30 protein-coding genes are annotated in these 23334 nt (G+C 38.1%); 23 read left to right on the forward strand and 7 right to left on the reverse strand.

Features of this window, described 5'->3' with window-relative positions; translation table 11 throughout:
- Positions 1-20: 20 nt before the first annotated feature.
- From EA772_RS14725 to EA772_RS14780, 12 genes are all read left to right on the forward strand, one after another.
- Positions 21-992, forward strand: coding sequence for an ankyrin repeat domain-containing protein (locus EA772_RS14725; protein WP_124913873.1), 972 nt, complete (start codon positions 21-23; stop codon positions 990-992).
- Between the two features lie 25 nt (positions 993-1017).
- Entirely contained in the window at positions 1018-2082 is a 1065-nt protein-coding gene (locus EA772_RS14730; protein WP_124913874.1) for an ankyrin repeat domain-containing protein, read from the forward strand.
- Between the two features lie 38 nt (positions 2083-2120).
- Positions 2121-2732 carry a zinc-ribbon domain-containing protein gene (locus tag EA772_RS14735; RefSeq protein WP_124913875.1) on the forward strand — a complete coding sequence of 204 codons (612 nt, stop codon included), beginning with the start codon at positions 2121-2123 and terminating at the stop codon, positions 2730-2732.
- Positions 2733-2794: 62 nt separating this feature from the next.
- Entirely contained in the window at positions 2795-3178 is a 384-nt protein-coding gene (locus EA772_RS14740; RefSeq protein ID WP_124913876.1) for an aldehyde dehydrogenase, read from the forward strand.
- Between the two features lie 148 nt (positions 3179-3326).
- Positions 3327-4103: a hypothetical protein gene (locus EA772_RS14745; protein WP_124913877.1), complete on the forward strand. Its 777-nt coding sequence runs from the start codon at positions 3327-3329 to the stop codon at positions 4101-4103.
- A gap of 18 nt (positions 4104-4121) precedes the next feature.
- Positions 4122-4685, forward strand: a complete 564-nt coding sequence (locus EA772_RS14750) for a hypothetical protein (RefSeq protein ID WP_124913878.1) — start codon at positions 4122-4124, stop codon at positions 4683-4685.
- Between the two features lie 33 nt (positions 4686-4718).
- The gene (locus EA772_RS14755) at positions 4719-5249 is read left to right on the forward strand and encodes a hypothetical protein (protein ID WP_124913879.1); all 531 of its coding nucleotides are present in this window, start codon (positions 4719-4721) and stop codon (positions 5247-5249) included.
- A gap of 53 nt (positions 5250-5302) precedes the next feature.
- The gene (locus EA772_RS14760; RefSeq protein ID WP_148093299.1) at positions 5303-5707 is read left to right on the forward strand and encodes a hypothetical protein; all 405 of its coding nucleotides are present in this window, start codon (positions 5303-5305) and stop codon (positions 5705-5707) included.
- A gap of 254 nt (positions 5708-5961) precedes the next feature.
- Positions 5962-6417 (forward strand): hypothetical protein, encoded by a 456-nt coding sequence (locus tag EA772_RS14765; RefSeq protein ID WP_124913881.1) that lies wholly within the window; start codon positions 5962-5964, stop codon positions 6415-6417.
- Between the two features lie 31 nt (positions 6418-6448).
- Complete coding sequence (locus EA772_RS14770) at positions 6449-7162, forward strand: hypothetical protein (RefSeq protein ID WP_124913882.1); 714 nt, start codon at positions 6449-6451, stop codon at positions 7160-7162.
- Between the two features lie 39 nt (positions 7163-7201).
- Positions 7202-7693: a hypothetical protein gene (locus EA772_RS14775; protein ID WP_124913883.1), complete on the forward strand. Its 492-nt coding sequence runs from the start codon at positions 7202-7204 to the stop codon at positions 7691-7693.
- A gap of 140 nt (positions 7694-7833) precedes the next feature.
- Entirely contained in the window at positions 7834-9468 is a 1635-nt protein-coding gene (locus EA772_RS14780) for an ABC-F family ATP-binding cassette domain-containing protein (RefSeq protein ID WP_124913884.1), read from the forward strand.
- Here EA772_RS14780 and EA772_RS14785 read toward each other — a convergent pair.
- The 3 genes from EA772_RS14785 to EA772_RS14795 all read right to left on the reverse strand — a co-directional run bounded on the left by EA772_RS14785 (position 9465) and on the right by EA772_RS14795 (position 13160).
- Positions 9465-10532 carry a DUF6588 family protein gene (locus EA772_RS14785; RefSeq protein ID WP_124913885.1) on the reverse strand — a complete coding sequence of 356 codons (1068 nt, stop codon included), beginning with the start codon at positions 10530-10532 and terminating at the stop codon, positions 9465-9467. The two genes, EA772_RS14780 and EA772_RS14785, sit on opposite strands and share 4 nt — an antisense overlap.
- A gap of 454 nt (positions 10533-10986) precedes the next feature.
- Positions 10987-11961: a gluconolaconase gene (locus tag EA772_RS14790; protein WP_124913886.1), complete on the reverse strand. Its 975-nt coding sequence runs from the start codon at positions 11959-11961 to the stop codon at positions 10987-10989.
- A gap of 2 nt (positions 11962-11963) precedes the next feature.
- A complete protein-coding gene (locus EA772_RS14795; protein ID WP_124913887.1) occupies positions 11964-13160 on the reverse strand; it encodes a sorbosone dehydrogenase family protein in 1197 nt (398 codons plus the stop codon).
- A 229-nt stretch (positions 13161-13389) separates the two neighbouring features.
- Between EA772_RS14795 and EA772_RS14800 the strand changes: the two genes are divergently transcribed.
- Positions 13390-14079 carry a DUF2490 domain-containing protein gene (locus EA772_RS14800; protein ID WP_168187566.1) on the forward strand — a complete coding sequence of 230 codons (690 nt, stop codon included), beginning with the start codon at positions 13390-13392 and terminating at the stop codon, positions 14077-14079.
- Between the two features lie 218 nt (positions 14080-14297).
- Positions 14298-14540, forward strand: a complete 243-nt coding sequence (locus EA772_RS14805) for a hypothetical protein (RefSeq protein WP_124913889.1) — start codon at positions 14298-14300, stop codon at positions 14538-14540.
- A gap of 65 nt (positions 14541-14605) precedes the next feature.
- On the opposite strand, the gene EA772_RS14810 is transcribed toward EA772_RS14805, so the two are convergent.
- The gene (locus EA772_RS14810) at positions 14606-14941 is read right to left on the reverse strand and encodes a hypothetical protein (protein ID WP_010600411.1); all 336 of its coding nucleotides are present in this window, start codon (positions 14939-14941) and stop codon (positions 14606-14608) included.
- 225 nt (positions 14942-15166) lie between these two features.
- Here EA772_RS14810 and EA772_RS14815 point away from each other — a divergent pair, with 225 nt between their 5' ends.
- Together EA772_RS14815 and EA772_RS14820 are read left to right on the forward strand one after the other, a co-directional pair.
- The gene (locus tag EA772_RS14815; RefSeq protein WP_124913890.1) at positions 15167-16066 is read left to right on the forward strand and encodes an SDR family oxidoreductase; all 900 of its coding nucleotides are present in this window, start codon (positions 15167-15169) and stop codon (positions 16064-16066) included.
- Between the two features lie 30 nt (positions 16067-16096).
- Positions 16097-16378 carry a hypothetical protein gene (locus EA772_RS14820; RefSeq protein ID WP_124913891.1) on the forward strand — a complete coding sequence of 94 codons (282 nt, stop codon included), beginning with the start codon at positions 16097-16099 and terminating at the stop codon, positions 16376-16378.
- 17 nt (positions 16379-16395) lie between these two features.
- On the opposite strand, the gene EA772_RS14825 is transcribed toward EA772_RS14820, so the two are convergent.
- The 3 genes from EA772_RS14825 to EA772_RS14835 all read right to left on the reverse strand — a co-directional run bounded on the left by EA772_RS14825 (position 16396) and on the right by EA772_RS14835 (position 17870).
- Complete coding sequence (locus tag EA772_RS14825) at positions 16396-16962, reverse strand: arylesterase (protein WP_124913892.1); 567 nt, start codon at positions 16960-16962, stop codon at positions 16396-16398.
- Positions 16963-17265: 303 nt separating this feature from the next.
- On the reverse strand, positions 17266-17517 hold the full coding sequence (locus EA772_RS14830) for a hypothetical protein (RefSeq protein ID WP_010600414.1): 252 nt from the start codon (positions 17515-17517) through the stop codon (positions 17266-17268).
- A 47-nt stretch (positions 17518-17564) separates the two neighbouring features.
- Complete coding sequence (locus EA772_RS14835) at positions 17565-17870, reverse strand: hypothetical protein (protein WP_124913893.1); 306 nt, start codon at positions 17868-17870, stop codon at positions 17565-17567.
- Between the two features lie 228 nt (positions 17871-18098).
- Between EA772_RS14835 and EA772_RS14840 the strand changes: the two genes are divergently transcribed.
- The 7 genes from EA772_RS14840 (at position 18099) to EA772_RS14870 (ending at position 23306) form a co-directional block, all read left to right on the forward strand.
- Positions 18099-19034 carry a manganese catalase family protein gene (locus EA772_RS14840; protein WP_124913894.1) on the forward strand — a complete coding sequence of 312 codons (936 nt, stop codon included), beginning with the start codon at positions 18099-18101 and terminating at the stop codon, positions 19032-19034.
- Positions 19035-19214: 180 nt separating this feature from the next.
- Positions 19215-19862 carry a response regulator transcription factor gene (locus EA772_RS14845; protein WP_124913895.1) on the forward strand — a complete coding sequence of 216 codons (648 nt, stop codon included), beginning with the start codon at positions 19215-19217 and terminating at the stop codon, positions 19860-19862.
- A 68-nt stretch (positions 19863-19930) separates the two neighbouring features.
- Positions 19931-21001 carry a PAS domain-containing sensor histidine kinase gene (locus EA772_RS14850; RefSeq protein WP_124913896.1) on the forward strand — a complete coding sequence of 357 codons (1071 nt, stop codon included), beginning with the start codon at positions 19931-19933 and terminating at the stop codon, positions 20999-21001.
- Between the two features lie 4 nt (positions 21002-21005).
- Positions 21006-21755 (forward strand): DUF72 domain-containing protein, encoded by a 750-nt coding sequence (locus EA772_RS14855; RefSeq protein ID WP_124913897.1) that lies wholly within the window; start codon positions 21006-21008, stop codon positions 21753-21755.
- Positions 21755-22261: a DUF4385 family protein gene (locus EA772_RS14860; RefSeq protein ID WP_124913898.1), complete on the forward strand. Its 507-nt coding sequence runs from the start codon at positions 21755-21757 to the stop codon at positions 22259-22261. Before EA772_RS14855 ends, EA772_RS14860 begins: the two co-directional genes overlap by 1 nt.
- A gap of 114 nt (positions 22262-22375) precedes the next feature.
- On the forward strand, positions 22376-22555 hold the full coding sequence (locus EA772_RS14865; RefSeq protein WP_029204554.1) for a hypothetical protein: 180 nt from the start codon (positions 22376-22378) through the stop codon (positions 22553-22555).
- A gap of 130 nt (positions 22556-22685) precedes the next feature.
- Positions 22686-23306 carry a hypothetical protein gene (locus EA772_RS14870; protein ID WP_246833943.1) on the forward strand — a complete coding sequence of 207 codons (621 nt, stop codon included), beginning with the start codon at positions 22686-22688 and terminating at the stop codon, positions 23304-23306.
- The last annotated feature ends 28 nt before the right edge of the window (positions 23307-23334 follow it).

The following is a 23334-nucleotide window of genomic DNA, read 5'->3' on the forward strand; positions in this document are numbered from 1 at the left end:
AAAATTAACATCAACATAAAATGGATACGATATTTTTAAATGCTTGTAAAAATAACCAAAAAGCAATTGTACAAACTTTATTAAAAAAGGGTGGGATAAATCTCGATAAACGTGATGCAATGGGCAATACGCCTTTGTTTTATTCTTGCCAGAAAGGGGCAAGAGACATCGTTAAAATTTTAATAGAAGGCGGTGCAGATGTAAATCTGGCCAACAACCAAAGTGCCACACCTTTGCATATTGTTTCGCAAAGCGGAAATAAAGAAATTGTAGCCTTGTTATTAGATAATGGAGCGGATATTAATGTAACTGATAAAGAAGGAAAAACCGCGTTGATTTATTCGCTTGCAGAAGGAAGAACAGAATTTACGAAGTTTTTATTATCTAAAGGAGCGGATAAAAGCATTAAGGATAATGAGGGTCATAGTGCATTGGATTATGCTACGAGCAGAGGTTTGCGAGATACGGTAGCGTTGCTGGCTGGTCAAGGTGATGATAAAAATAGTTCAGGTAACACGCCTTTGCATCAGGCGGTTTGGAACAATGAAGCGGAAGTGGTTGGTGCATTATTGAAAATCAACACAATCGATATCAACGCGATCAACGATCAGGGCGACAGTGCTTTGGTGTTGGCGTGTATGCAAAATAATCTACGAATTGCCCAACAACTGATTAATGCTGATGCCGATATGTTATTAAAACGATTGGATGGCAATTCGGTTTTGCACTACAGCACCGGCCGGGGAAATAAAGAAATTGCAAAACTGCTGGTAGAGAAGGGAATGGATATCAACACTAAAAATAATGAAGGCGAAACACCGTTAATTGTAGCTTCCATTTGCGGTTTTAATGAAATTTCAGCTTTGCTGATTGACAATGGCGCTGATGTAAATGAGAAAGATAACGATGAACATTCTGCTTTGCATTATGCTTCAGAAAAAGGCTACAATGAAATTGTAGAGCAGTTAATTATGGCCGGAGCCAATTCGTAAAATAAACTTATTCAGGTATCATACCATGGCAAAGAAAAATAAAACACTTCCAAAAGATTTCCGCGAAATACTGGACGCAAAAGACTTCGAAAGTTTTAAAAAAGTATTTGATACTTGCGAAGTAGATGCCCGGGGAGGTTATGGGAAAACGACGGCACTCAGTTTTTATCGCATTCCGAATGATTTTGTGCGTTGGTTGGTAGCGCAAGGCGCTGATTTAGAAGCTGTAGATAATTATCAACGTACGGCACTTCATGAACAAGCCAGCATTAGGGGTGGCGATGTGAGTGTTTTTTTAGAGCTTGGAGCGAATGTAAATGCCGTTGATACCTATGGTGCTACACCCTTACACTTTGCAACAGGACATGGTTTTAATGTAGACGCGGTTAAAAAGCTGATTGAATACGGTGCGAATGTTAAAGCAGTAGATGATTATGAGCAGACGCCACTCGAAAGTGCGCTCAGTAATGCCAGGAACATGGACCTTCAGGCGCTGGCGAAAATTTCAAGCATACTTCTTAGTGTAGACAATAACATTACGCAAAAGATGAAAGATGCGGTAATTAAAAAAGGAGAGGATTTTGAATTTCATCGGGAAAATTTTAATAAAGATTACCTGCAAGAAACCGAACAAGCACTCGATCAACTCTATAAAATTTTTGATGTTCCACCTGTAAAAAGGCGTTTGATGCATGACGGCGTATCACCAATTAAAGTAAATGGAACTACCTGGCAAGAACAGTATGAAGCGTTGTGGGAACTTTTAATACCCTCTAGCGGTAGTGCTAAAACGGTGCAGGGCGAAGTGGTGCGTATTGCCGGAAAAGTGAGAGATGAAATACATCGGAATGGTGGTGGAAACTGGAACGCAGATTTTAAAAATATGTTGGATGCCTTTGGTCTACATCTTAAAACAGAAAAATCTCTTGCTACCACTGATTTGGAAAAAGCTGATCTGATTATAAAAGATATTCGAAAAAATGGAGATGGTGACGACGATGAACTTCATTTTTTATGCGAGTTGGCTACCAAGTGGGTGCTAAAAAATCCAAATCCAGTTAAGTTGGAAAAACCTGCTTATAAAAGATAAACAGCAATACATCAATCAAATACCTTAAGAAAAACGTCATGATTATTTTTGGAACACGATTAAAACTTTTAAATGCATTTGGTACACAACAAACTTGCAACCATTGCAATACTGGTAAGTTAAATGTAGTCTACACAATAAACTACTTCCATATTTTCTGGATACCAATGTTTCCCATTGGTAAAAAAGGCATGACCCAATGCCCACACTGTAAACAGACGCTAACGGAACGGGAACTTGATCCGCAAAGTCGCAATTACCTACACAGTCAAAAAGGTAATGCTAAAACACCATTAAAATACTTTGCCGGCTTAATTATAATTGGCTTCCTAGTCTTTTCGGTAATTACAATTAATGTTTTAGATAAAAAGGGAGGCTATATCCGAAACCCGGAAATTGGCGACGTATACCAGGTAAAAGGCTTTGATGAGAATCAGTTTGTATTATGGAAGGTAACGGCTGTAGAAGGCGACAGCGTGGTGTTTGCAACCCATAAAAACAATGCCCTCAGTCAGACTGAAATAAATGATGAAACTGTGTTTGGAAAACTTGATGCAGATTTCACGCCAAGCACTTTGAAAATGTCCAAAAGCAACATCAAAAGCATGACTAAAAACAATAAAAACTTGGTGGCTATATTTAGGAAATAGAGCGCTAAACAAGGTTTGTTAATTAATATGCTTAACCTGATATCAATTTAGAATAAAAGAACATGAGTTACGATTTAGCCATTTGGAAACGCTCTGACAGGACGAAAACCGCCATGCTTCTTGAATGTTATGATGCCATAAATGAAGAAAATAGCCACACTGCTATGGAGTTTTTTAACGAAGATGAATTTTTAAATGGCTTTGAAGAAGAGTTTGGCAAAAGACAAAAAGGATACTTTGGAAAGGAGATAGACGATTGCCCATTTTTATTTTCTACAGGAACAGGAGAATTTGGCAACTGGGTATTGATGCACCTTAATTCGTCTACACAGCAAATCACCTCAAATAAAATTATTACTATGGCCTTAAGACACGGACTTATGGTTTACGACCCTCAACGAAAAGCTGTTTGGGGTAATAAGAGACCAGTTAAAAAAATAGGTTGATATAAAAAATGAACAACAAAATCAATAAGATCACAATGGATAACAAACCTAAAAAAGATCTCATGAATGGTATTTGCTGGAAATTTTAAACTGCTGATGAAACTTTTTATTTAAATGAAATTTTTAAACAGAATAAATATTAAAAGCAATGATAGTAGGCATAAAAACAACTAACAAAAAGATAAACGATATTGTAGATACACCTTTTCTAGGTGGTTTGTTCATATTCGTGATGATATTTATTCCGGCGGTATTAACCTCATTTTTGTTGCAGGCATCAGTACCAGCTTTTCAGAACAATAAAGGTTTTACCAAAGCATTAATTTTTGCGCTTCCTGCATGGAATTTATTGTTCTGGTTTTTAAGGTTGAAGTTGTATATACTTTTTATCCCCGCCTGGTTACTGCTTGGAGGAATTGCTGTAGTTAAGGGTTACCCCATTTTTGCCGGGGAAAAACCAGGCAAAGTACTGCCTTCAGACGAAAGATCGGTTTGGAAAAATTTGTATCAGAAAACCAAATACGATGAACAACGCATTACACTACAAGGCTATATCAAAATTATCAATTGGTTAACCACCAATCATCAACATGCTTGCCATCTGGTAAATGAAAAGGGAAATTTTTTATTGCGGTTTGCTATTAAAGAGAAAAATAAAAACGCAGTAGATATTCGTAAAAAAGATAACAACGAAATGGATGAAGCCAATAGCTTTTTTCTTGATAATGATGGTAACGAAATCCCACTTAACAAAAGGGTGTCACTAACATTCGATATAATTTATGATAAAACAAAATCAGGGGCATATATACCATTAACCCACGAGGATAGCAAGTTTAATCCTGATTTTAAGAATTTAGCTAAACCTGGTGATCAGTATTATTTTTTCGTTACCAAGAATATAAGAATAGATAAAATTAAGTGATCAATCTAAAATTAGATAATGACTGATAAGCCTAAAACCAATTTGATGGATAGTATAGCTGGAAACTTTAAGCCACTGATGATACTTTTGGTGGTGTTAATTTATTTTGGCATTACGATAAAACGCTACGCTGACAAACACAACAAAAGCTATGAGCAGGTTTCCATTACAAAACTTACAGGCATTGATGATAAAGAGGAGTTTGAACTTACCGGTTTTAAAATTAAGCAAACCGAAATAAAGGGACAAGAAGAAGGAGGTATTGGGCTTTATGTTAATGAAACTGATGCGAAACCCAAAGCTACGATTGTAGTAAAAGATGTAGAGAATTTTTTAATAAGCTTTAAAACTAAAAACAAAATTATAGCGAAGCCTTTTAGAGGAATACATCAGGGTTCGCCTAAATTTTTGAAAAATTACATCTTAAATTATGGTGTAGAAGATGAAAATAACGAATTGAAAACCTTGCTTGTTCATGAGGAGTATTTCAGTTGGAAATCTGTGCTTTTGGAGTTGTCACTCTATTTAGCGGTCATTTTATTTCTGATAATCTTGCTCCTGTCGAGAATAAAGTTTTACTAATAGCAACACAATTAATCAATAAAAAATATCAATATGAGAACAATTAAAACCATCTTAGCCGTAGCAGTAGTGCTATTTATCGGGGTCGTATTTTTCTATACCAGTAGCAGTGTTAAAATCGCTAAGGAAATCGAAACTGGTTATACCCATCACAACCAGACAATTACTTTGGAAGGTAAATTTAAAGCGCCATTTCTTACACGAACCGGCAATTCAATTTCTATGGAATTTGAAGTTTTCAATGATTTCTTTATCATCCAAACCGGAAATAAAACAATTACCGGTGTGAAAGTAAATTATGGAGAAGGAAAAAATTCAGTATTAATTGATGTTCCTGAAGATAGCCGAAAATTCGAACAAAAAGATGTAGTGATCTTTGATAAGGATGGTAATAAGTTAACCACCAGTGACAAAGTGAAAATAACAGCACAAATTGTTTACCCGAATAAAGGCGTTAAAAAATCATCAACTGTAAAAGATTACAGCACCGGCAAGGTAACAGTTAAAGATGAAGGTGAAGATCTGGGTTACGAAATCTCAAACGTAGTGATCGAGAAAATTTAATCATTACTGGTGCGGGTGCTAAGCTCGTACCAGTTTCATTTAGTTTATAAATTGTGGCTAAAAACCTATTTATATTAATTGTTTTTTTAATGTGCGCCAGTTTAGGGAAGGCACAAAATCAACCTTTTCCAAAAAAAGCTTTCGCTGGTACCTGGGAGCATGAACAGAGCCATCACAACTTAGTGCTGATTATCAAATTTGAAAAAGGCAAAAATTATGCAACGGTTGTAGATGTTGGAACGGGAGAGGCGCCAGCTTTTCAATTGACAGCACAAATGCAGGGCAATGAACTGCTCATTAATCCACAAACACATGTAAATGATCTTTATATCCGATTATCTGTAAAAAACAACAAACTGCTATTTAAAACCCAAATAGCAATTTGGGATAGAAGTGGAAATCCATTGCCTGCAGACAAAAATCGGTACCAAACCAGCGTTTACAAAAGAGTTAAATAATTTAAGGTTGCTCTACACAACCTCTGATCGGATTTACCCATTACCATGATGCTAATAATTGATCATTTGATGGATTTACCTATTGCCTGGATAGCATAGCGGCAACGCGAAAAATAATTCCGGTCCAGCGAATTATAAAAATAATCAGACGAATAATAGTTTGCTCCGCCAAGATTAATTTCTTCGCGTAGTTTAGTGTGTGATCTGTTCATCCCCAGTATCCCAAAAATTATTAAACGATAAAAATTTTAAGGATGATCTGCTTGAAGCAATTTGTTTTAGCTTTCACAATAATAGTTAGTACTTCAAATTTAATATTCGCGAAAGCGAGAATACCGATTGGAGAAAGAGTGGTTTTAAATACCGTTCATGATTTACCAGATACTGATGAGTTTAAGCTTGATAATGGCAATTACCTAGACTTAGCAGCGCTGCATAAAGAATTCAACATCGCTTATATTCTGCCATTATACATCACACAAGAACCAAAACTGGTTGGTTATGATGAAAAAACAGAACGCTATTTCGATTTGCCAGAAAGCGAATTAAAACAGCTTCTGCTCACTCAAAAATTAGATCAAAAAGACTTAATTGGCTTACCCTTTTATACGAGGTATGGCGCCAAACTAATCGTGATATTATTTGTGGCTTTTTTAATTTGGGGAAATCTTCCTTATCAAAAACCAAAAGTTACACCAACAACAGTCTAAATTCTTATTTATCCACTAAAACCCTTAAAAAATGAGTAGCTCAGTTATTTTTATTATTGTTTTCATGATCGTAATTTATGGAGGCATTTTTTACTTTGTGCAATTGAAGAAAAAGAAGCAGAAAGAAATGTTTCAAAACACCGACTTCAGTGCAGAAATGCGAAATGTCCTTACCTACAAAAACAAGTTTTTAAATTCTGAACTTTCCTTTTTACCTAAGCAAATGGAAGGCAAGCCTATTGATGCATTTAATTATGCCAATATGAACTACTCTACCAAAGATTCGATCAAAGATGGTATTAAAGACAGTTTAAAAGGAATGGCCACTCTAGGAACCGTTAGATTTCATACCGTTCAAACGCCAAAGTATTTTATTCTTAGCGGTGCCGATTTACATTTGTTAGATACTGATACGGAGGGCGAAATCTCCAATCACCTGGTTTTTGATGCGGCTCGTCTACGAGCATCATCGATAAGTGAAGTTCCTTTAGAAGGTGTGATTAAAGCTTTTGCCAAACAGAAAGGCGATGATGTTAAAGCTTACAGAATCTCCTTGGCCACTGATGGTAGCCCCATTGAATTGATCATGTTTTCAGCTTTGTTATTTACCTATGCCAATACCAATGCCAGCGCATTTTCGCTAAACGTTCAAAAAAACATAGAAGAGATTGTTATTGCAAACGATTTTCTTAAAAAACTGGGTGAACGTTATCCAAACCTCAAAGTATCAGGTTTGCTCAACTAATTTGAAACAGACTAATTAATTAACTTAGATAATACAAATATGAAAAGAATGTTTCTTGTCGCTATTGCATCTGCAATACTTGTTTCATGTAGTCAAAACAAAGAGAAAGGACAAGTGGTAAATTTTGAACAGTATCAGGCATTAAACCAGGTAAAAGAAAATAATGGTAAACGGTTCGCTATCGTGGGATATCCGTTTATCGATGGCGATATTACCGTGAGAGGTGGCGTAAGCAATGATAGCCAGTTGCCACAAATTGGTTTCTACGAAGCGCCAGGAGGAAAAGGTAAAATGCTTGCTTTAATGCCTATAGCCAATGGTACAGGTAAAAACGAGTTTGATGCACCAGAAACCTTTACCATGGACCAGGTTGTTTTTTACGATAATGAAGGTAAACCATTAAAATATACCGATAAAATGGAAGTATCGTTTACCATGGATTTACAGGTTGACAGGGGTAAAACAACTTTTAACGATCGCTCTGTTTATTATGGCGGGCCGAGTGAAACCCGGATAGATAAAGCGAAATAACATTATTTATTATTTTTGTTCAAATGTAGGTTGAATGACACCTACTAAAAACGACATGAAGACCTTAATATATAACTGCCATTGGTGGTTATAAATTAAGGTCTTTCTTTTATCTTTGCAGAAATTTCAATATTTCTACTGTGATTAATGTAAACAACATCTCCGTTTCTTTTGGCGGAACCACGCTCTTCAGCGACGTAACTTTTTCCATAAACGAAAACGATAAAATTGCCTTGATGGGTAAAAATGGAGCGGGAAAGTCGACCATTTTGAAAATTATTGCTGATGTTGCAAAACCTACTTCAGGTAGTGTTACCGGACCAAAAGATGCGGTTATTGCTTATTTACCCCAACATTTGCTTACCGAAGATAAGCTTACGGTGTTTGAAGAAACCATGAAAGCTTTTCAGGAAGTAAACCAAATGCAAAGGGAACTTGATGAACTGAACGAACAGCTTACTGTTCGGACTGATTATGATAGTGACGATTACATGAAACTAATCGAAAGGGTATCAGAACTAAGTGAAAAGTTTTATTCGATTGAAGAAGTTAATTATGATGCGGAGGTGGAAAAAGTGCTCAAAGGCTTGGGTTTTGAAAGGAAGGATTTTACCCGCCAAACCTCTGAATTTTCTGGCGGATGGCGTATGCGTATTGAACTTGCTAAAATTCTGCTTCAAAAACCTGATTTGATTCTGCTGGATGAGCCCACCAACCACATGGATATTGAAAGTATTCAATGGCTGGAGGATTTCCTGATTAATTCTGCTAAGGCTGTGATGGTAATTTCTCACGATAGGGCGTTTGTAGATAATATCACGAATCGTACGATTGAGGTAACAATGGGCAGAATATACGATTACAAAGCCAAGTACAGTCACTATTTACAATTACGGGCTGATAGACGAATACACCAGCTGAAAGCTTACGAAGAACAACAAAGATTTATTGCCGATAACCAGGAATTTATTGATCGCTTTAGAGGAACCTATTCCAAAACGCTTCAGGTACAATCGCGTGTGAAAATGCTCGAAAAGCTGGAGGTGATAGAAATTGACGAAGTAGATACATCCGCTTTAAGATTAAAGTTTCCACCGTCGCCTCGCTCAGGGCAATATCCGGTAATGGTAGAAGAGCTTACTAAAACTTATGGCGATCATGTGGTTTTCCAGAAAGCGAATCTGGTAATTGAACGTGGAGAAAAAGTAGCCTTCGTTGGTAAGAATGGTGAAGGTAAGTCGACCATGATTAAGGCGATTATGGGAGAAATTGATTTTGAAGGAAGTTTAAAAGTTGGTCACAATGCTAAAATAGGCTATTTTGCTCAAAATCAGGCCGCTTTGTTAGATGAAAATCTTACAGTGTTCGATACCATTGATCAGATCCCGTTGGGTGAAGGAACTGTCAAAATTAAAGATCTTTTAGGTGCTTTTATGTTTAGTGGAGATGATACGACTAAAAAAGTGAAAGTACTTTCAGGAGGCGAAAAAACCCGATTGGCGATGATTAAATTATTGTTGGAGCCGGTAAACGTTTTGATACTGGATGAGCCAACCAATCACCTCGATATGAAAACTAAAGATATCATTAAAGATGCTTTGAAAGATTTTGATGGTACACTTATCCTGGTTTCACACGATAGGGATTTCTTGGATGGGCTGGTAGAGAAAGTATTTGAATTTGGTAACAAGCGTGTTCGCGAACATTTCGAAGATATTAAAGGATTTCTTGCCTACAAAAAAATGGATAGCTTAAAAGAGATCGAGAAAAACTAAAACCCAAGTCCGATACCTGCACTTAGCATGCCATAACCACCCGAAAAGCCATATGAGCCATATAGACGGACAACAGGAAGTTTTAGTTGAAAGCCTACATCTCCACGTAGCGTTTTAAGGTAGGTTCTTTTTAGTTCAAATGGGTCAGTGTAGGTAATGTACGCAACCTGGTTATCACGTATGCTGTTCGGAATGGGAAAATTTCCTCTTAAACCCAGCGTTGCAGATGATATGCTATAGCCTAGTGAAACAAATGGACTAAAGAAACCGATTTCTTTGGAAAGAGTAGTTTGCAGAAGGTAGTTGTCAAATCTTCCGTAAATCTCCTGACCAGTGAAGTCTGTTGCTTGCTGGCTATTTTCCGGAATCATGCCGGGCAATGGTTGCAGATTAAGTGTTCTACCATAATTAAGAACATTGAATCCGGCGAGTATAGAGAGATCAAACGGGGTTTTTTTCACATCTTTAGGAATAAAATCCCTTACGATATTGTGCTTAATTCCAAGGCCGAATAAGGAAACTGATCCAAATCGTTCTCCAAGTTTAATTTTTGGTGCTGCTCTTAACATTAGTTCTGTATTGGCCAGAAAACCTACAGTAAGTTGAACCTGAGGTGTAGGTACAAGATCTTCGATTACTGCACTCGGAAGTTCAAATGAGATGAGTTTATTTCCATTTCCATCAAACAAATCCATATAAGGACCATTGTTGTAGCGGTCGCCGGTAAACGTTGGTGACTTAATTTTACTTGGATCGGCAGGACGGAGATTACTGGAAAGGCCGATGCTGGTAACATCAAAAGTTTGTTTAGATTTAGGTACCAGTGAGCCAGTTGCCATAATTCTAAGATCGAAATGTAACGGACCTAATGTTTGTGCAGCATTGGTCCACCCGCTGTTCATGCCTAAACCAAACCCATAAAGTAGTGGCTGAGAATAAGCTTCAACAAGTTTTTCAACGTCGGCCGGACCTGCCTGAATTAATTGTTCGAAATTGAATTGGGCATGTACTTTTTGATTAATAAAAATCAGCACACAGAGGATTGATAAGAATAATTGTTTCATGAATAAGCGCTTCAGCAAAATCTACTTTAAAAAGGGATATTAAATCAAACCCGGATGGAAGTAAAATGTTTGGGCTAACCTCTGATATGAGATGCAATTGTTTTTGTATCATGATTAATGCAAAAATCCCTCACGACAGAAGTCGGGAGGGATCTTATCTTTCATCCGAAAGGGAGCAAACCGTCATCCATTGGTTGCTCGACTTAATTGTCGGGTACAATGATATAAAATAGGAGCACTTTTGTCAATACATTGTTGATATTTGTCAATGATTCATCGAAAAATACGTATAAACCTATTGTAAACGCGTATTTACCAAATCAACTGATGCTCCGCAATCACGTCTTTCTAATGGATCATTTCATCACAATAGTTGATGCATCGTAAATATGCCAATACTATATCTATGTTAAAAGCTGTAGGGCGACTTTCGACCTGATCAAAATTTATGAAATTACGGTTTCATTGGTTTGAAGATTGCTTTCTGAATGGCAAATTTCTTTACTGGCACCGAATTGCTATCTAATAGCTGATTGAATTGCGCATTCATAATCCAAATATCTGCGCCGTTTGAAGTTGCTGTAGAAGGATAGGTAAAACGATCTGTTGATGCAGTAGCTGCGCTAACCACGGCAGTTTGCCAGTTATCGTTGCTCATAAGTTGATAAATTTTATCATTTCCGCCATTAACAACCATAGTAAGATTGTTTTTGTCTTTCAACAATAAACCGTCCGCACCTAAAAAATATTGATCGATCATAATTTTTTGAACGGATTTAGGATTGTTAAGCGTTACTTTGAAGAGTTGCCCTTTTGAGCTGTTATCAACGATTAAATAACCATCTGGATGAAAAACGATGCCATTTAATCCTACACCTTCAGTTTTAAATAAATCATCTTTAGCAAATACTGATGCCTTTCCATCTGGCGTTACTTTGTAAATGGCACCGGCAAAACTATCTGTAACGTAAGCATTTTTCTGGTTATCGAAAGCCAGATCGTTCGCGAAATGTTTTCCAGGTAATAGTGCCGACAAATCAACATCTGAAACTTTTTTGCCAGATTGAATGTCAATGGCAATTAATCTGGCCATTTTCATTCTCGTAGCAGGATTGGTGAATTTGCTATAATTTGCATCACTTACACAGGCATAAAGTTTTTTACCATCAGGATGGATTTTCAAGCCATAAGTAGATTTCAATGTTGTGTCAGCATGTAATACGCTGTACATCCCTTGAGGACTTACCTGGCCAATATTGCCCAAACGGGCGGAAGATACATAGTAAACATTCTTGGTTTGATCGAATGCAATGCCTTCAGGATAGCTTTCCAATGCATCAAATTCAATTCTTGGCGTTGGTTCAGGTTTAATTGCTGCTACAGTAGCCACGCAAACAACTGCTAAGCAGATATAGGTTAATGCTTTCATAATTAATTTGTTTTTCTGATGGCGTAAATATTTCCGGCGGCATCGTCCGAAATGTAAATTGTTCCTTCTTTTGTTACCGTGATTCCTGCAGGTCTGCCAAAGCGGGATTCTCCCTGCAAAAAGCCTGTTAAGAAATCTTCAGCTTTTACGGCTACACCATTTTCAAAATGAATGCGCTGTACTTTAAATCCAACAGGTTTATCGGCGTTCCAAGAGCCATGCCATGCAACCAACCCATCACCCGACCACTCTGCAGGAATATTAGCTGCTCCGCGAAAAAATGTGAAGCCAATAGGAGCCATGTGGGCAGTTAATTCCAGTATTGAGGGTTGCGTATTTTTTACAACTGCTTCTTTGGTGTTTCCGGCAGGATCTTCACGGCTTTTATCTATCTCCTGTTTACCGTATGCGTAAGGAAACCCATAATCTGCCCCCATAATAATGCGGTTCACTTCCTCCGGTGGCCAATCACTGCCCTTGGTATCTCCGCCATTATCTATACCCCAAAGTTCTTTCGTTTGCGGATGCCAATCAAAGCCGATGGTATTTCTTAAACCACTCGCAAAAATCTTCCTGCCCCACGTTTTTGGATCAACCTGTAACATGGTTGCAGTTTCCTTATCGCTTTCTTTACAATCGTTGCAAAGCGAGCCTACGCTAATGTAAAGCATTCCATCAGGACCAAAATCCATCGTTCGGTTAGGGTGCTGACCACCGTCGGGAAGATCTTTGATCAATGTTTCTGCGCCATAAACATTTAAGGTGCCATCTGGTTTAACGGGATAGCGGCGGAGCTCATTGCTGTTGCAAAGGTACATCCAGTTATCTTTCATGGTAATGCCGTGAACTCCTTTAAAATTAGAGACAACGGTAATCAGATTTTCGAATTTATTATCCTTATTCGAGTCATCAAGCAACAATACATCGCCACCGTCTCTTCGCGTTACATAAACCTTTCCTGCTGGGCTGGTGTAGAGCATTCGAGGTTTACCCAGGCCAGATGCGGCAAGGCTTACCTGCCAACCCGGCGGCGTTTTCAAAAGTTTTAACATTTCAGGCTTAAATTCTAATACCTGTGCATATTTCGTTACAGATAGAGATTTAGTGACATCCTTTGGCGGGAGGCCTCGCTGCGCCTGGGCAAGCGATGTGCTTAACATGATTAATGCAGCACTGATTTTTAAATAATTTTTCTTCATGGTAGGGATTTTTCAAGTCAACACGAAAAAAATGCGATAAGTTTTGCTTAAATATAGATTGGGTATGATGTTACTCAAATCGGACTATGGGTTGCGTTAAATACCTGTTTAACCCAGTAGCAAAAATTCGCGACTTCAAAGCTATAGCAAATGTAGCATCTGGTGAGCTAAAAATACTGCAGCTTTAGTGAGCAAAACTTTTGATAGTTTTTTGATGTTGGCTAAACACATGAAGATCAAAAAAACAGTTCTGTTACTATTTGTTGCTGGTGCTTTTCAATCCTTTTCTTTTGCTCAAAGCGGGCCGAAACAGTTCTGGCTTTTTGTAACGCATACGCAAAAAATTAACGATCGTTTCAATATACTGGCAGATGTTCAAAGCCGGTCGGAGCAAAACCTGAATCAAATAAATACGCTTTTATTACGTACAGCTTTAGCTTATAACATTAATGATCAGCATAGCATTGCTTTGGGTTATGCTTACAAAGGAGATTGGCCCGATGGGGAAGAATATGAGTATGAACATCGGATCTATCAACAATACCAATATGAGTTTAAGATCAAACGTATTGAGGTTCAATTGCGTGGGCGTTTCGAACAGCGATTTCTGCAAGATTCAGGTACCCATCTTGCCATGCGGGCAAGGGGTTTTGCAGCTGTCCAGTTTCCAATTTATGCCGACGAAGATTTTACTACCGGCCTTTTTGCAGGCTTACAAAATGAACTTTTTTTAAATGTGTTAAACCGACAATACGCAAACGGTCATCTTTTCGATCAAAACAGGCCGTATGTTTCAATTGGTTATCGATTTAGCGAAAAAATAGAAACTAGTTTCGATTATGGTTTAATGGCCGACCAAGGTGAGGAACAAAACACCTTTAACAATGTATTTCGAATATCATTGACCACAAATTTTTAAGATATCCGATTTTATTGATATGATCTGCTGAAAAGATCAGTGATCATTTGCTTTTCAAGTTTTTTAAATCACAAAATGAAGTGAGAATCACCTTTTTTTGATAAATATCAATAGAAATCATCATTCATCGCTGTTCATTCTATGATATCATAGTTTAGCGCTTGATTCTGGGCTGGCCGATGCTCAAATTTGTAGCAACTAAACTAAACCAAATCAACATGCCCATTTCACAACATGGAAAATTCGTCCGCGTACAAAACACTTTTATCAAAATTGATAGTATTATTATGGTCAGACCCAAAGATCTTGTACAATATGATCATGAGGACCGCATACTGAGTAAGGATTTTCTTGAAATCCATATCTATACCATGAAAGGGTCATTTCCTTTTTTATTTCAGGAGTTTGAACAGCGTGATTTAGCTTTAGAAAAGCTTTTGACTATTTTAAGTGAGCTATAAAATATTAACGAAGATAACAACAGAAGGTGTTTGATTTGCCTTCCGTTGTTATGCTAGTTTTCTATTTAACCTTCGTTGATATGGCGATGTAAATACTCTTCTACATTAATCAAATCATTGTCTACCTGCTCTTTTGCAGTAGCCGAATCGTAATGCAATGAATCATCTGCAAATTCACTGAGCAGATTAATTTTTAGCTCCTCTTCGTCGTCAGCATTTGCACGTTCGCCAATAACAGTGAATATCCCCTCAATGCCGTCGTGTACAAAGCTATATTTCACTTCAAACCGATTTTCATCTTCTGTAGGAACTTCCGCAATCTCTGTGTATTCGCGTTCTTCAACGGTTTCAAGTCCTTGTTTTAATAATTTGATTGCCTGCTGTTTTTTCTCGTCTGTCATCGTTTGTATTTTAAGTTTTATACCATAACATTTCAGAGCGCACTTGGTTTTTTAAAATTGATAGGTAGACTGGAAGTATGTTAGGATGCAGTTTTCCTTGCCTTGTCGATTTATTCTGAACAAATTTTGATTTCCTGCTGTTGCTTAAACGGAGGTTTATGATTCGCAAAAGATATTTTGTGACTGAATCTCCAATAAACAAATAACGTTAAAAAGATAAATATCATGCTGGAACAGAATCGAAAAACCATTGAAAATCCGTTAAATAAATATCCGAAACCACCTTTTGAAAAGCAGCCACAGGAAGTTCCGGGTCTTTCTTCGAAAATGTTGCCTGTACCTGATCATGGAGAAAATAGCTACCAGGGATCAGGAAGGTTACTGGGACGGAAAGCGTTGATTACCGGAGGCGACTCGGGAATTGGAAGGGCAGCGGCTATTGCTTATGCCAGAGAAGGGGCAGACGTGGTGATTAATTATTTGCCTGAGGAACAATCTGATGCTGATGAAGTAATCGCTTTAATAAAATCAGCCGGAAGGCAAGGTTATGGTATTCCCGGTGATATTACCGATCCATCTTTCTGTAAGCAATTGGTTGAACATGCGGTTGAAAAACTGGAAGGAATCGATATTTTAGTGAACAACGCGGGGCATCAACAAGCGGTAGAATCGTTGCTCGATTTAACAGAAGAAGGATTTGATGAAACCATTAAAACCAATATTTACGCACCGTTTTGGATTACCAAAGCTGCTTTGCCACATTTACCTGAAGGCGCTGTAATCATTGCAACCTCATCTGTTCAGGCTTACGATCCATCTGAAAATTTATTTGATTATGCACAAACCAAGGCGGCAAACGTAGCTTTCGTTAAATCGCTTGCCAAGCAACTAGGTCCGAAAGGTATTCGCGTTAACGGCGTAGCACCAGGTCCGGTTTGGACACCCCTGCAAACAAGTGGCGGACAGCCGCAAGATGCCATCGTAGAATTCGGAGCGCAGACACCTTTGGGCAGACCCGGCCAGCCTGCTGAATTAGCATCTATTTATGTGCAGTTAGCTGCAAGCGATGCAAGCTACGCTACCGGACAAATTTATGGTGCTGCTGGTGGAAGCGGACATCCTTAACTAAAATTGTAATCCAATAATAAACATCCTATGAAAGCAGAAAATCCCGATTTAAGTCTGGTTAGGCAAAAATTTGACGAGGCACTTATCGATACCATTTGGTCGGAAACAGGTGCGCCAAGTTATATTATTAAAGAAGGTTTGGATCCTGAGGAATACAGCATCATGGCGAAACAACTTTTAGAAGCAGAGCAAATTATTGCACACGATTTTACCAGTGAAGTCAGAAATGAATCGGGTTCAAAATCAGCAAAATTTGATTACAAATCTGGGTGGTTTTTAGAAGGACTTGGAGAAGGAGAGGTGGAGTAGTTTCCACCTCTTTTAATTCACGTTCTATCTTTGATCATTTTTTTTAACGGTGGCCAAACCGTATCTGCCATAATCTTATAACCTTCTGCCAGCGGATGAACACCATCATACATATTCAGATGTTTTCTTCCCTCAATTCCATCTAACAAATAGGGTACAAGTTCACAATGATTTTGTACTGCTAAATCCTGATAAATGCGGCGATAACCGGGCGCCCGTTCATCCGGTATCCAAAAGGGAAGTTTCATTCCTAAAATAAGGATACCTGCTGCAGGATGAGTTGCTTTTACTGCTGAAATTATTTTTTGTAAGTTATGGCTTACCAGCGCTGCCGGATGCCCACGCAACAGATCATTGGCGCCAAGTTCCAGTACAAAAATATCTGTATCGATTTTTAAAGTGTCGGGTAAACGGTTCAACCCTGAAACAGAAGTATCACCACTGATACCCGCATTAATAACATGATAATCCATACCCTCACTCATTAAAATCTGACCGATTCTGGCAGGTAATGACTCTTTGAGTGGATCCTTGAGACCGTAACCAGCAGTCAGGCTATCGCCAAAAAAAACAATTGTTCCCATTCAAATTTTAAATAGAAACGGGTTAAAAATCAAAAATGTTTGCAATAAAGGAATAATGCAAACATATCTTCCATTAAAATTTATTTATTTAGTTTGCGGCATTCGCAAGTGCATTGTGGTCGAATCTGCGAGGAAGTTAGGTTGGGTACTATCCATTGTATTCGTATCCAAAATCGTTGAATCTGTATAGCGGTTCATACCGTCAGCATTCTTCTGATCTGCCTATTTACCATTGCAAGCCGTTAAAGTTAAAGCAAAGCCAAGCGTTATGATTTTCGTAACTGTATCACATCTGTAATTCGATCAATTAAGATCGTACCATTTGGGAAGCTCTATATAGTTTTTATTCCATTCTAGTTTTCCATTCGGGTTTTTAAACCCTACAGATAAATAAGTAACTTCAGGGAGATGCTCGGCAATATGCTTTTTAAACTCATATGCATCGATGGTTAAATAATGATAAAGTCGCTCACAGTCCATTTCATCAACTGCTAAGATGATCATTACAATATCACCATTGTAGAGGCTAATCAACTCGCTGCCAAAAACCTTCATTTTAAAGATTTAATTTGTAACTGAAAACTTAATGTTTAGGCTATCTATCACTTCATAGTTTGTCGACCGATTTCTTTAATATCTTTAATTAATCGATCGTTAATTTTTACTGAAAAAAGTATCGCAATGCTTGCCAATAAACCCAGGCAAATTCCATAAACCAGTAATGCATAGTTAAATTTTGAATGCTCAATACAACCTTTATAAAAAAATATGATACTTAATATTGATAATATGATACCACTTGCAGCGAACAGATTTCCTAAGGGTGTAGTTAATTTGATGTAGTCGGCCCTTGCCTGTTTACTGGCAAACAGACTTTGCAATCTGTTTAGTGAATTTTTGATTATCATACCAATTACGACATACGAAACCAATGCTTAGTTTGATTGAACAGCATAAATAAAGTACCCGATTTGTTGTTGTTTTTTTGCTGTAATAGCAGGTACTCAACCTTGCTAAATACTCATTTTAATTTTAATACGTGTTTTAATAATACCGCAAACCATTCCTCTTTTTTTATGGTGTATAGTGAGAAGATTGATCAACAGTTTTCACTAACAAAACAAAACACAAAGCTTATGTTCCATCATTCAAAAGACCTGCAGTTCAATGCAAGGGTTTCCAGGCCTGACCCTGTTTTCGCAAATATTCTTTTAGAACAGTTCGGCGGTGAGAACGGCGAACTTGCAGCAGCGATGCAATATTTTACACAGGCATTTGGTGCAAAGCAACCCCATCCAGATAAGTATGATATGCTGATGGATATTGCTACCGAAGAATTTAGTCACCTGGAGATTGTAGGTGCAACGATTCAAATGCTGCTCAAAGGTGTAAATGGTTCACTAAAAGATGCTGCTGATTCATCAGAAATTATGCAGGTTCTTGATGGGAAGGCGGCCAAAGAGAATATTATTCACGCTGCGCTATCTGCAAATCCACATTTTGTGATGCTAAGCAGTGGTGGTCCAAGGTTAGCCAATAGCCAGGGTATTCCGTGGTGTGCTTCATATATTCATTCCAATGGCGATTTAACTGTCGATTTAAGAAGTAATCTGGCTTCAGAATCAAGGGCGAAATTAGTTTATGAACACTTGATGAAATTTACTGATGATCCTTACGTGAAAGAAACACTTTCGTTTTTAATGACCCGCGAAGTGGCGCATTATAAAATGTTTGAAGCAGCGCTGGATACCATTCAACCGAATTTTCCGCCAGGTGTATTGCAGGCAGATCCAAGATTTACACAACAATATTTCAATCTATCTCCAGAGAAATCATTCACCGGACCATGGAATGAAGGCGAAATGCCTGGCATGAATAAAGAATGGGAGTTTGTTTTAGATCCGGCTGCTTTCGTTCAGGAAACGGAAGGCTTAACCAATATGGATGATGATAAGGCCTTGGAGCTGGAAGAAACAGAAGAATTGAATAAACAGATGAGTGAAGAGAAAAGTGCGGAGGTAATTGCGGCTGAGCCAGATGGCATTGCGCAATGGAGTGATTATTCAAAATAATAAACAACACACAAACAAATAACCGCCGGATGCCTGATCGCATCCGGTTTTTTATTGCCATTTTATTTGGTGAATTCGGGCGGTAAATTCTGTTAAAACTATATGGAATAACTTATGTTGACACAGTGCTTGATCATACCAGATCTCATGTTAGTGAAGAAATGGCCAAAAACAAAATAAATGAAACAGATCATATTGGCCGAAGATCACAAAGTGATTAGAAACGGCGTTAAGATGCTATTAGAATCTACACAACAATACCAGGTATTACATGAGGCCAGTAATGGGCAAGAGGTGATTGATGCTTTGAATAAAGGATTGATTCCTGATTTAATTGTTTCTGACATTGGTATGCCTGTCATGGATGGCATCACCATGTTAACCGAACTGAAACAATCATATCCTCAAATCCCTGTTTTGATTATGTCGATGATGGAAAGCGATGCCAATCTTTATCAAACCATAAAGGCAGGCGCCCGTGGGTTTCTAACCAAATCAGTTGATGCCGACGAACTTTTTTTTGCCATTAGCAGGTTAATGGTTGGAGAACGCTATATCTGTTCAAGCCTGGCCATACCCATTATTGATCACGTCATTGAAAAAGAACTAGTTCCAAACTTTAAAATGCGTAGTAGCGATTTTTCTTCACGAGAGATAGAGATTTTACAACTGATTGGGCAAGGCTTAACCAATGTAGAAATGGCTGATAAGTTATTTATCAGCAAACGTACTGTTGAAGGGCACAGGCAAAGTTTGATTGATAAAACAGGAGCCAGAAACACTGCAGTATTGATGCGTTATGCTTATGCTAATGGAATTATCGATTAGCAAGCATTCTTTTAAGGCTAAAACAATGCCCTTTATTTTAGGTTTATTAACAATAAACAATCAAATTAATGGCTGAGATTCGTAATGATATTTTTTTTAAGATGGGATCGTCCGCTTCGGATGCTTATTTTATTTTTGACATTCAACAGTCTTCTTTCACCTATGTAAATGATGCATTTACCATCTTATTCAATTGTTTGGAAAATTCCATTAATATCAAACAATTATGGTCTGCGGTTCATGATGAGGATAAAGACCATTTACAAAGTTGTTATGAAGAATTACTAGCAGATGGTGGAACAAAAAAATATGTTTTCCGGATATTATCGGTTGATGAAACTGTAAAATATCTGAAATGCAGCGCTTACTTTGATCAGGAGCATAATGAGATTTATGGAGTTCTGGATGATTTTACCACTGCACAAGAAAACAAAACACATATAGAACAAATCAACGGGCGTAAGAATGTTACGCTTGAAGTGCTCTCTCACGATCTTAAGGAACCATTAGGCATGATCAAAATGGCGGTATCATCAATGGAAAATAAAATTGGTAGAGTTGCCGAAGAAGAGTTTAAAGACTCCTTGCAGTTTATTGCCGATGTCTGCGAGCGCAATTTGAAACTCATCAGAAGTATGGTTAACCATGAGTTTTTGAAATCATCAGTCGTAGCAATTAAGCGGGAACGGGTAGATTTGATTTGGGAACTCAAAGATGTTGTTCGTTTTTATAAACGTTCTCATCTACGAGAAATCAGGAACTTTACTTTTTCATCAGGTCAGGAGAAGATCTTTATGTTTCTTGATAGCATGAAGTTTATGCAGGTGGTCAATAACTTAATCTCAAACGCCATAAAATTTACATCGTTTGGCGGCAATATCGAGGTAAATGCCGAAGACCGGGGAGAAACTGTAGTGGTTTCGGTGAGTGATAACGGCATTGGGATTCCGGAAAAAATTAAAGAGAAACTTTTTCAAAATGAAAAATCAGTGCTTAGACAAGGACTCAATGGCGAAGAATCTGGTGGGTTAGGCATGAGTATTATAAAAGATATTGTAGATCTGCATCATGGAAGAATCTGGTTGGTGAGTGAACAGGGCATAGGTACAACATTTTATATTGAACTTCCAAAACAGTAACCTTATGGATAATTACTACACGGGCACCAGTGGCTTGCTGTTGCCGGTTCCGAATAAAGCATTTTATCCTGAAGAATACCAACACCGATCGAGGCTGTGCTATTATGGTTCGCTTGTAAACAGCATCGAAATCAACAGTTCCTTTTATAAAATTCCTCAACCCTCAACTGTTAAAAGATGGAGAGCAGAAGTGCCGGAAAATTTTAGATTTACTTTTAAACTTTTTAAAGGGGTTACACACCATCCTGGATTAGCGTTTGACCCAAAGGAAATTGCCAGGTTTTTCGAGGTGATTAATGAGGCAGCAGACAAAAAGGGGTGTTTACTTGTTCAGTTTCCGCCGAGTGTGCGTATGACGCATTTCCCCCAGATACAACAACTCATGGCCGAACTTCGGCGCTGCGACCCGCTGGAAGAATGGAAAATAGCCCTTGAATTTCGACATGCCTCTCTTTATGTAGAGGAGATTTCCGAATTGCTTGCCGAATTTAAAATGGCATCAGTGGTTCACGATAAGAGAAATGCCGCAAGTCCGATGCAGATGGATGAAGCTCCCTTTGTTTACCTGCGTTTTCATGGCCCCGGTGGCAATTACAAAGGCAGTTACACTGAAGCATTACTTGCTGAATATGCCAGCTATATTAAAGACTGGATGGATGAAGGTAAAACTGTGTTTAGCTACTTTAACAATACTATGGGTGATGCCCATGCAAATTTAAGAACGTTGAACGAAATGGTGAAGGGAGCTTTGTAATGAGCAATCATACTGAAGATAAAAATCATAAAAAACCATCCTATCTGGATTTCCAGATTTCAACTTATGCATGGAAACCTGATATCGATTATAAAAAACATCCTGAACAATATAAGGTAGGGAAGGGTGAACAGGGTGTGTTAATCTGTGAGCCCTATAAATCAGAAATCGGCCCTTTGTGGCGTTTTAAAAACCCTGTAATTGCTCAGGAGAGTGCAGAAAAAATTTTCGAATTATTTAAAGGGTATTTATCAAAGAATGATTTTGTAGGCGCTGACCTTGCCAGGAAGTATTTACAAATGGGTTACACCCGGGCCCGGCGCTATGCAAATTATAAGGGTGGAAAAAAATACGACAAAGATAAAGATTATGCCCCGCTGGATCGCGGCACCGGAACCGACGAAAAAGCAGCAGCAGCGGCAAATTTTTATGGCTTCTGGAAGCGGGCAGAAGATTTTGAAGATTACCAGCAGAGAAAGCTGGAATGGAAAAAGCGACTGGGATAGTGTTTATTGTGGCTTTATCGTTGCATAGGTAAATGTTTTGATTTTTCATTTCGGAATGTTGAAACAAAGCGTTGGTAATAAGGCTTGTATAAATAACACCTAACCTTAAATGCTATGAAAAATATTAAATTTATCCTAAGCCTTGCAGCTGGCATCATCATTTTAGCCGGATGCTCCAATTATAATCCTGAAAAAGGTAATCATTATAAGGATATGGAAGATACCACAAAAACTAAAGATTCCATTCAGCCTGCTAAAAGAATGGATCCTGGTGATAGTGTAAAGAAATACTAACAACGGAATAGACCATTTTATCCGTATTCAACACTTAAGAACCGCGTATTTGTCAATGTTTAAAAGGGTACAAATCTCCTGAACAATTTTTGGAAACAACCTGTTTTTAATGAAAATAAAGCGCACTGACATGGAAAGAGAAATTATTGGAAGAGATCATATTCCGGTACACCAAAGTGGTGGCGAAACTGATGCTATTGAGCGTGTAGCATGTGAAAGCTACATCCAGGCAATAGAATTGTATCAAATCGGAAAAAGCAGGCTCGCAGACGTTAACCGTTGGGGCGAGATGTCAAATATCCCTTTATCTTCATTTAAGCTTTTTGATTCCAGCGGACGAAGTTGTGATAGGACGGTAGCTGAAGGGGACTATATTCGCATAGATATTCCAGGGCCAGGAACCAGCATTGGGAAGGGCTATGATTGGGTTCATGTAGAAGCAGTATTTTCAGAAGTTGATTTTGATGAAGATGTTTTTACGCTTCGGGTACGCCCATCGTCGCATCCGCTAGATCCGGAAGGGAAGACTGCTCATTTTCTAACATCAAAGGCAACATCAACCTTCCAGATAAAACGTGTTAAAAATGTGGTGTATGCAGAGGAACACGCCCGCAATGAATCGCCAAATATGGAAACCGGAAATGGATTAGATAATTTTCGCAATACACTAGTCGGTACAGCCGCCAAAATCGGGCTTTCTTACCCGCAATGGAAAAGTTTAGTGAAAGGTTTATTAAAAACAGAAGCGTAACAGCAATTGTTAATTTTAACATAGCAGG

Origin of the sequence: Pedobacter sp. G11 (assembly GCF_003860265.1) — a bacterium.
Classification (GTDB): domain Bacteria; phylum Bacteroidota; class Bacteroidia; order Sphingobacteriales; family Sphingobacteriaceae; genus Pedobacter; species Pedobacter agri.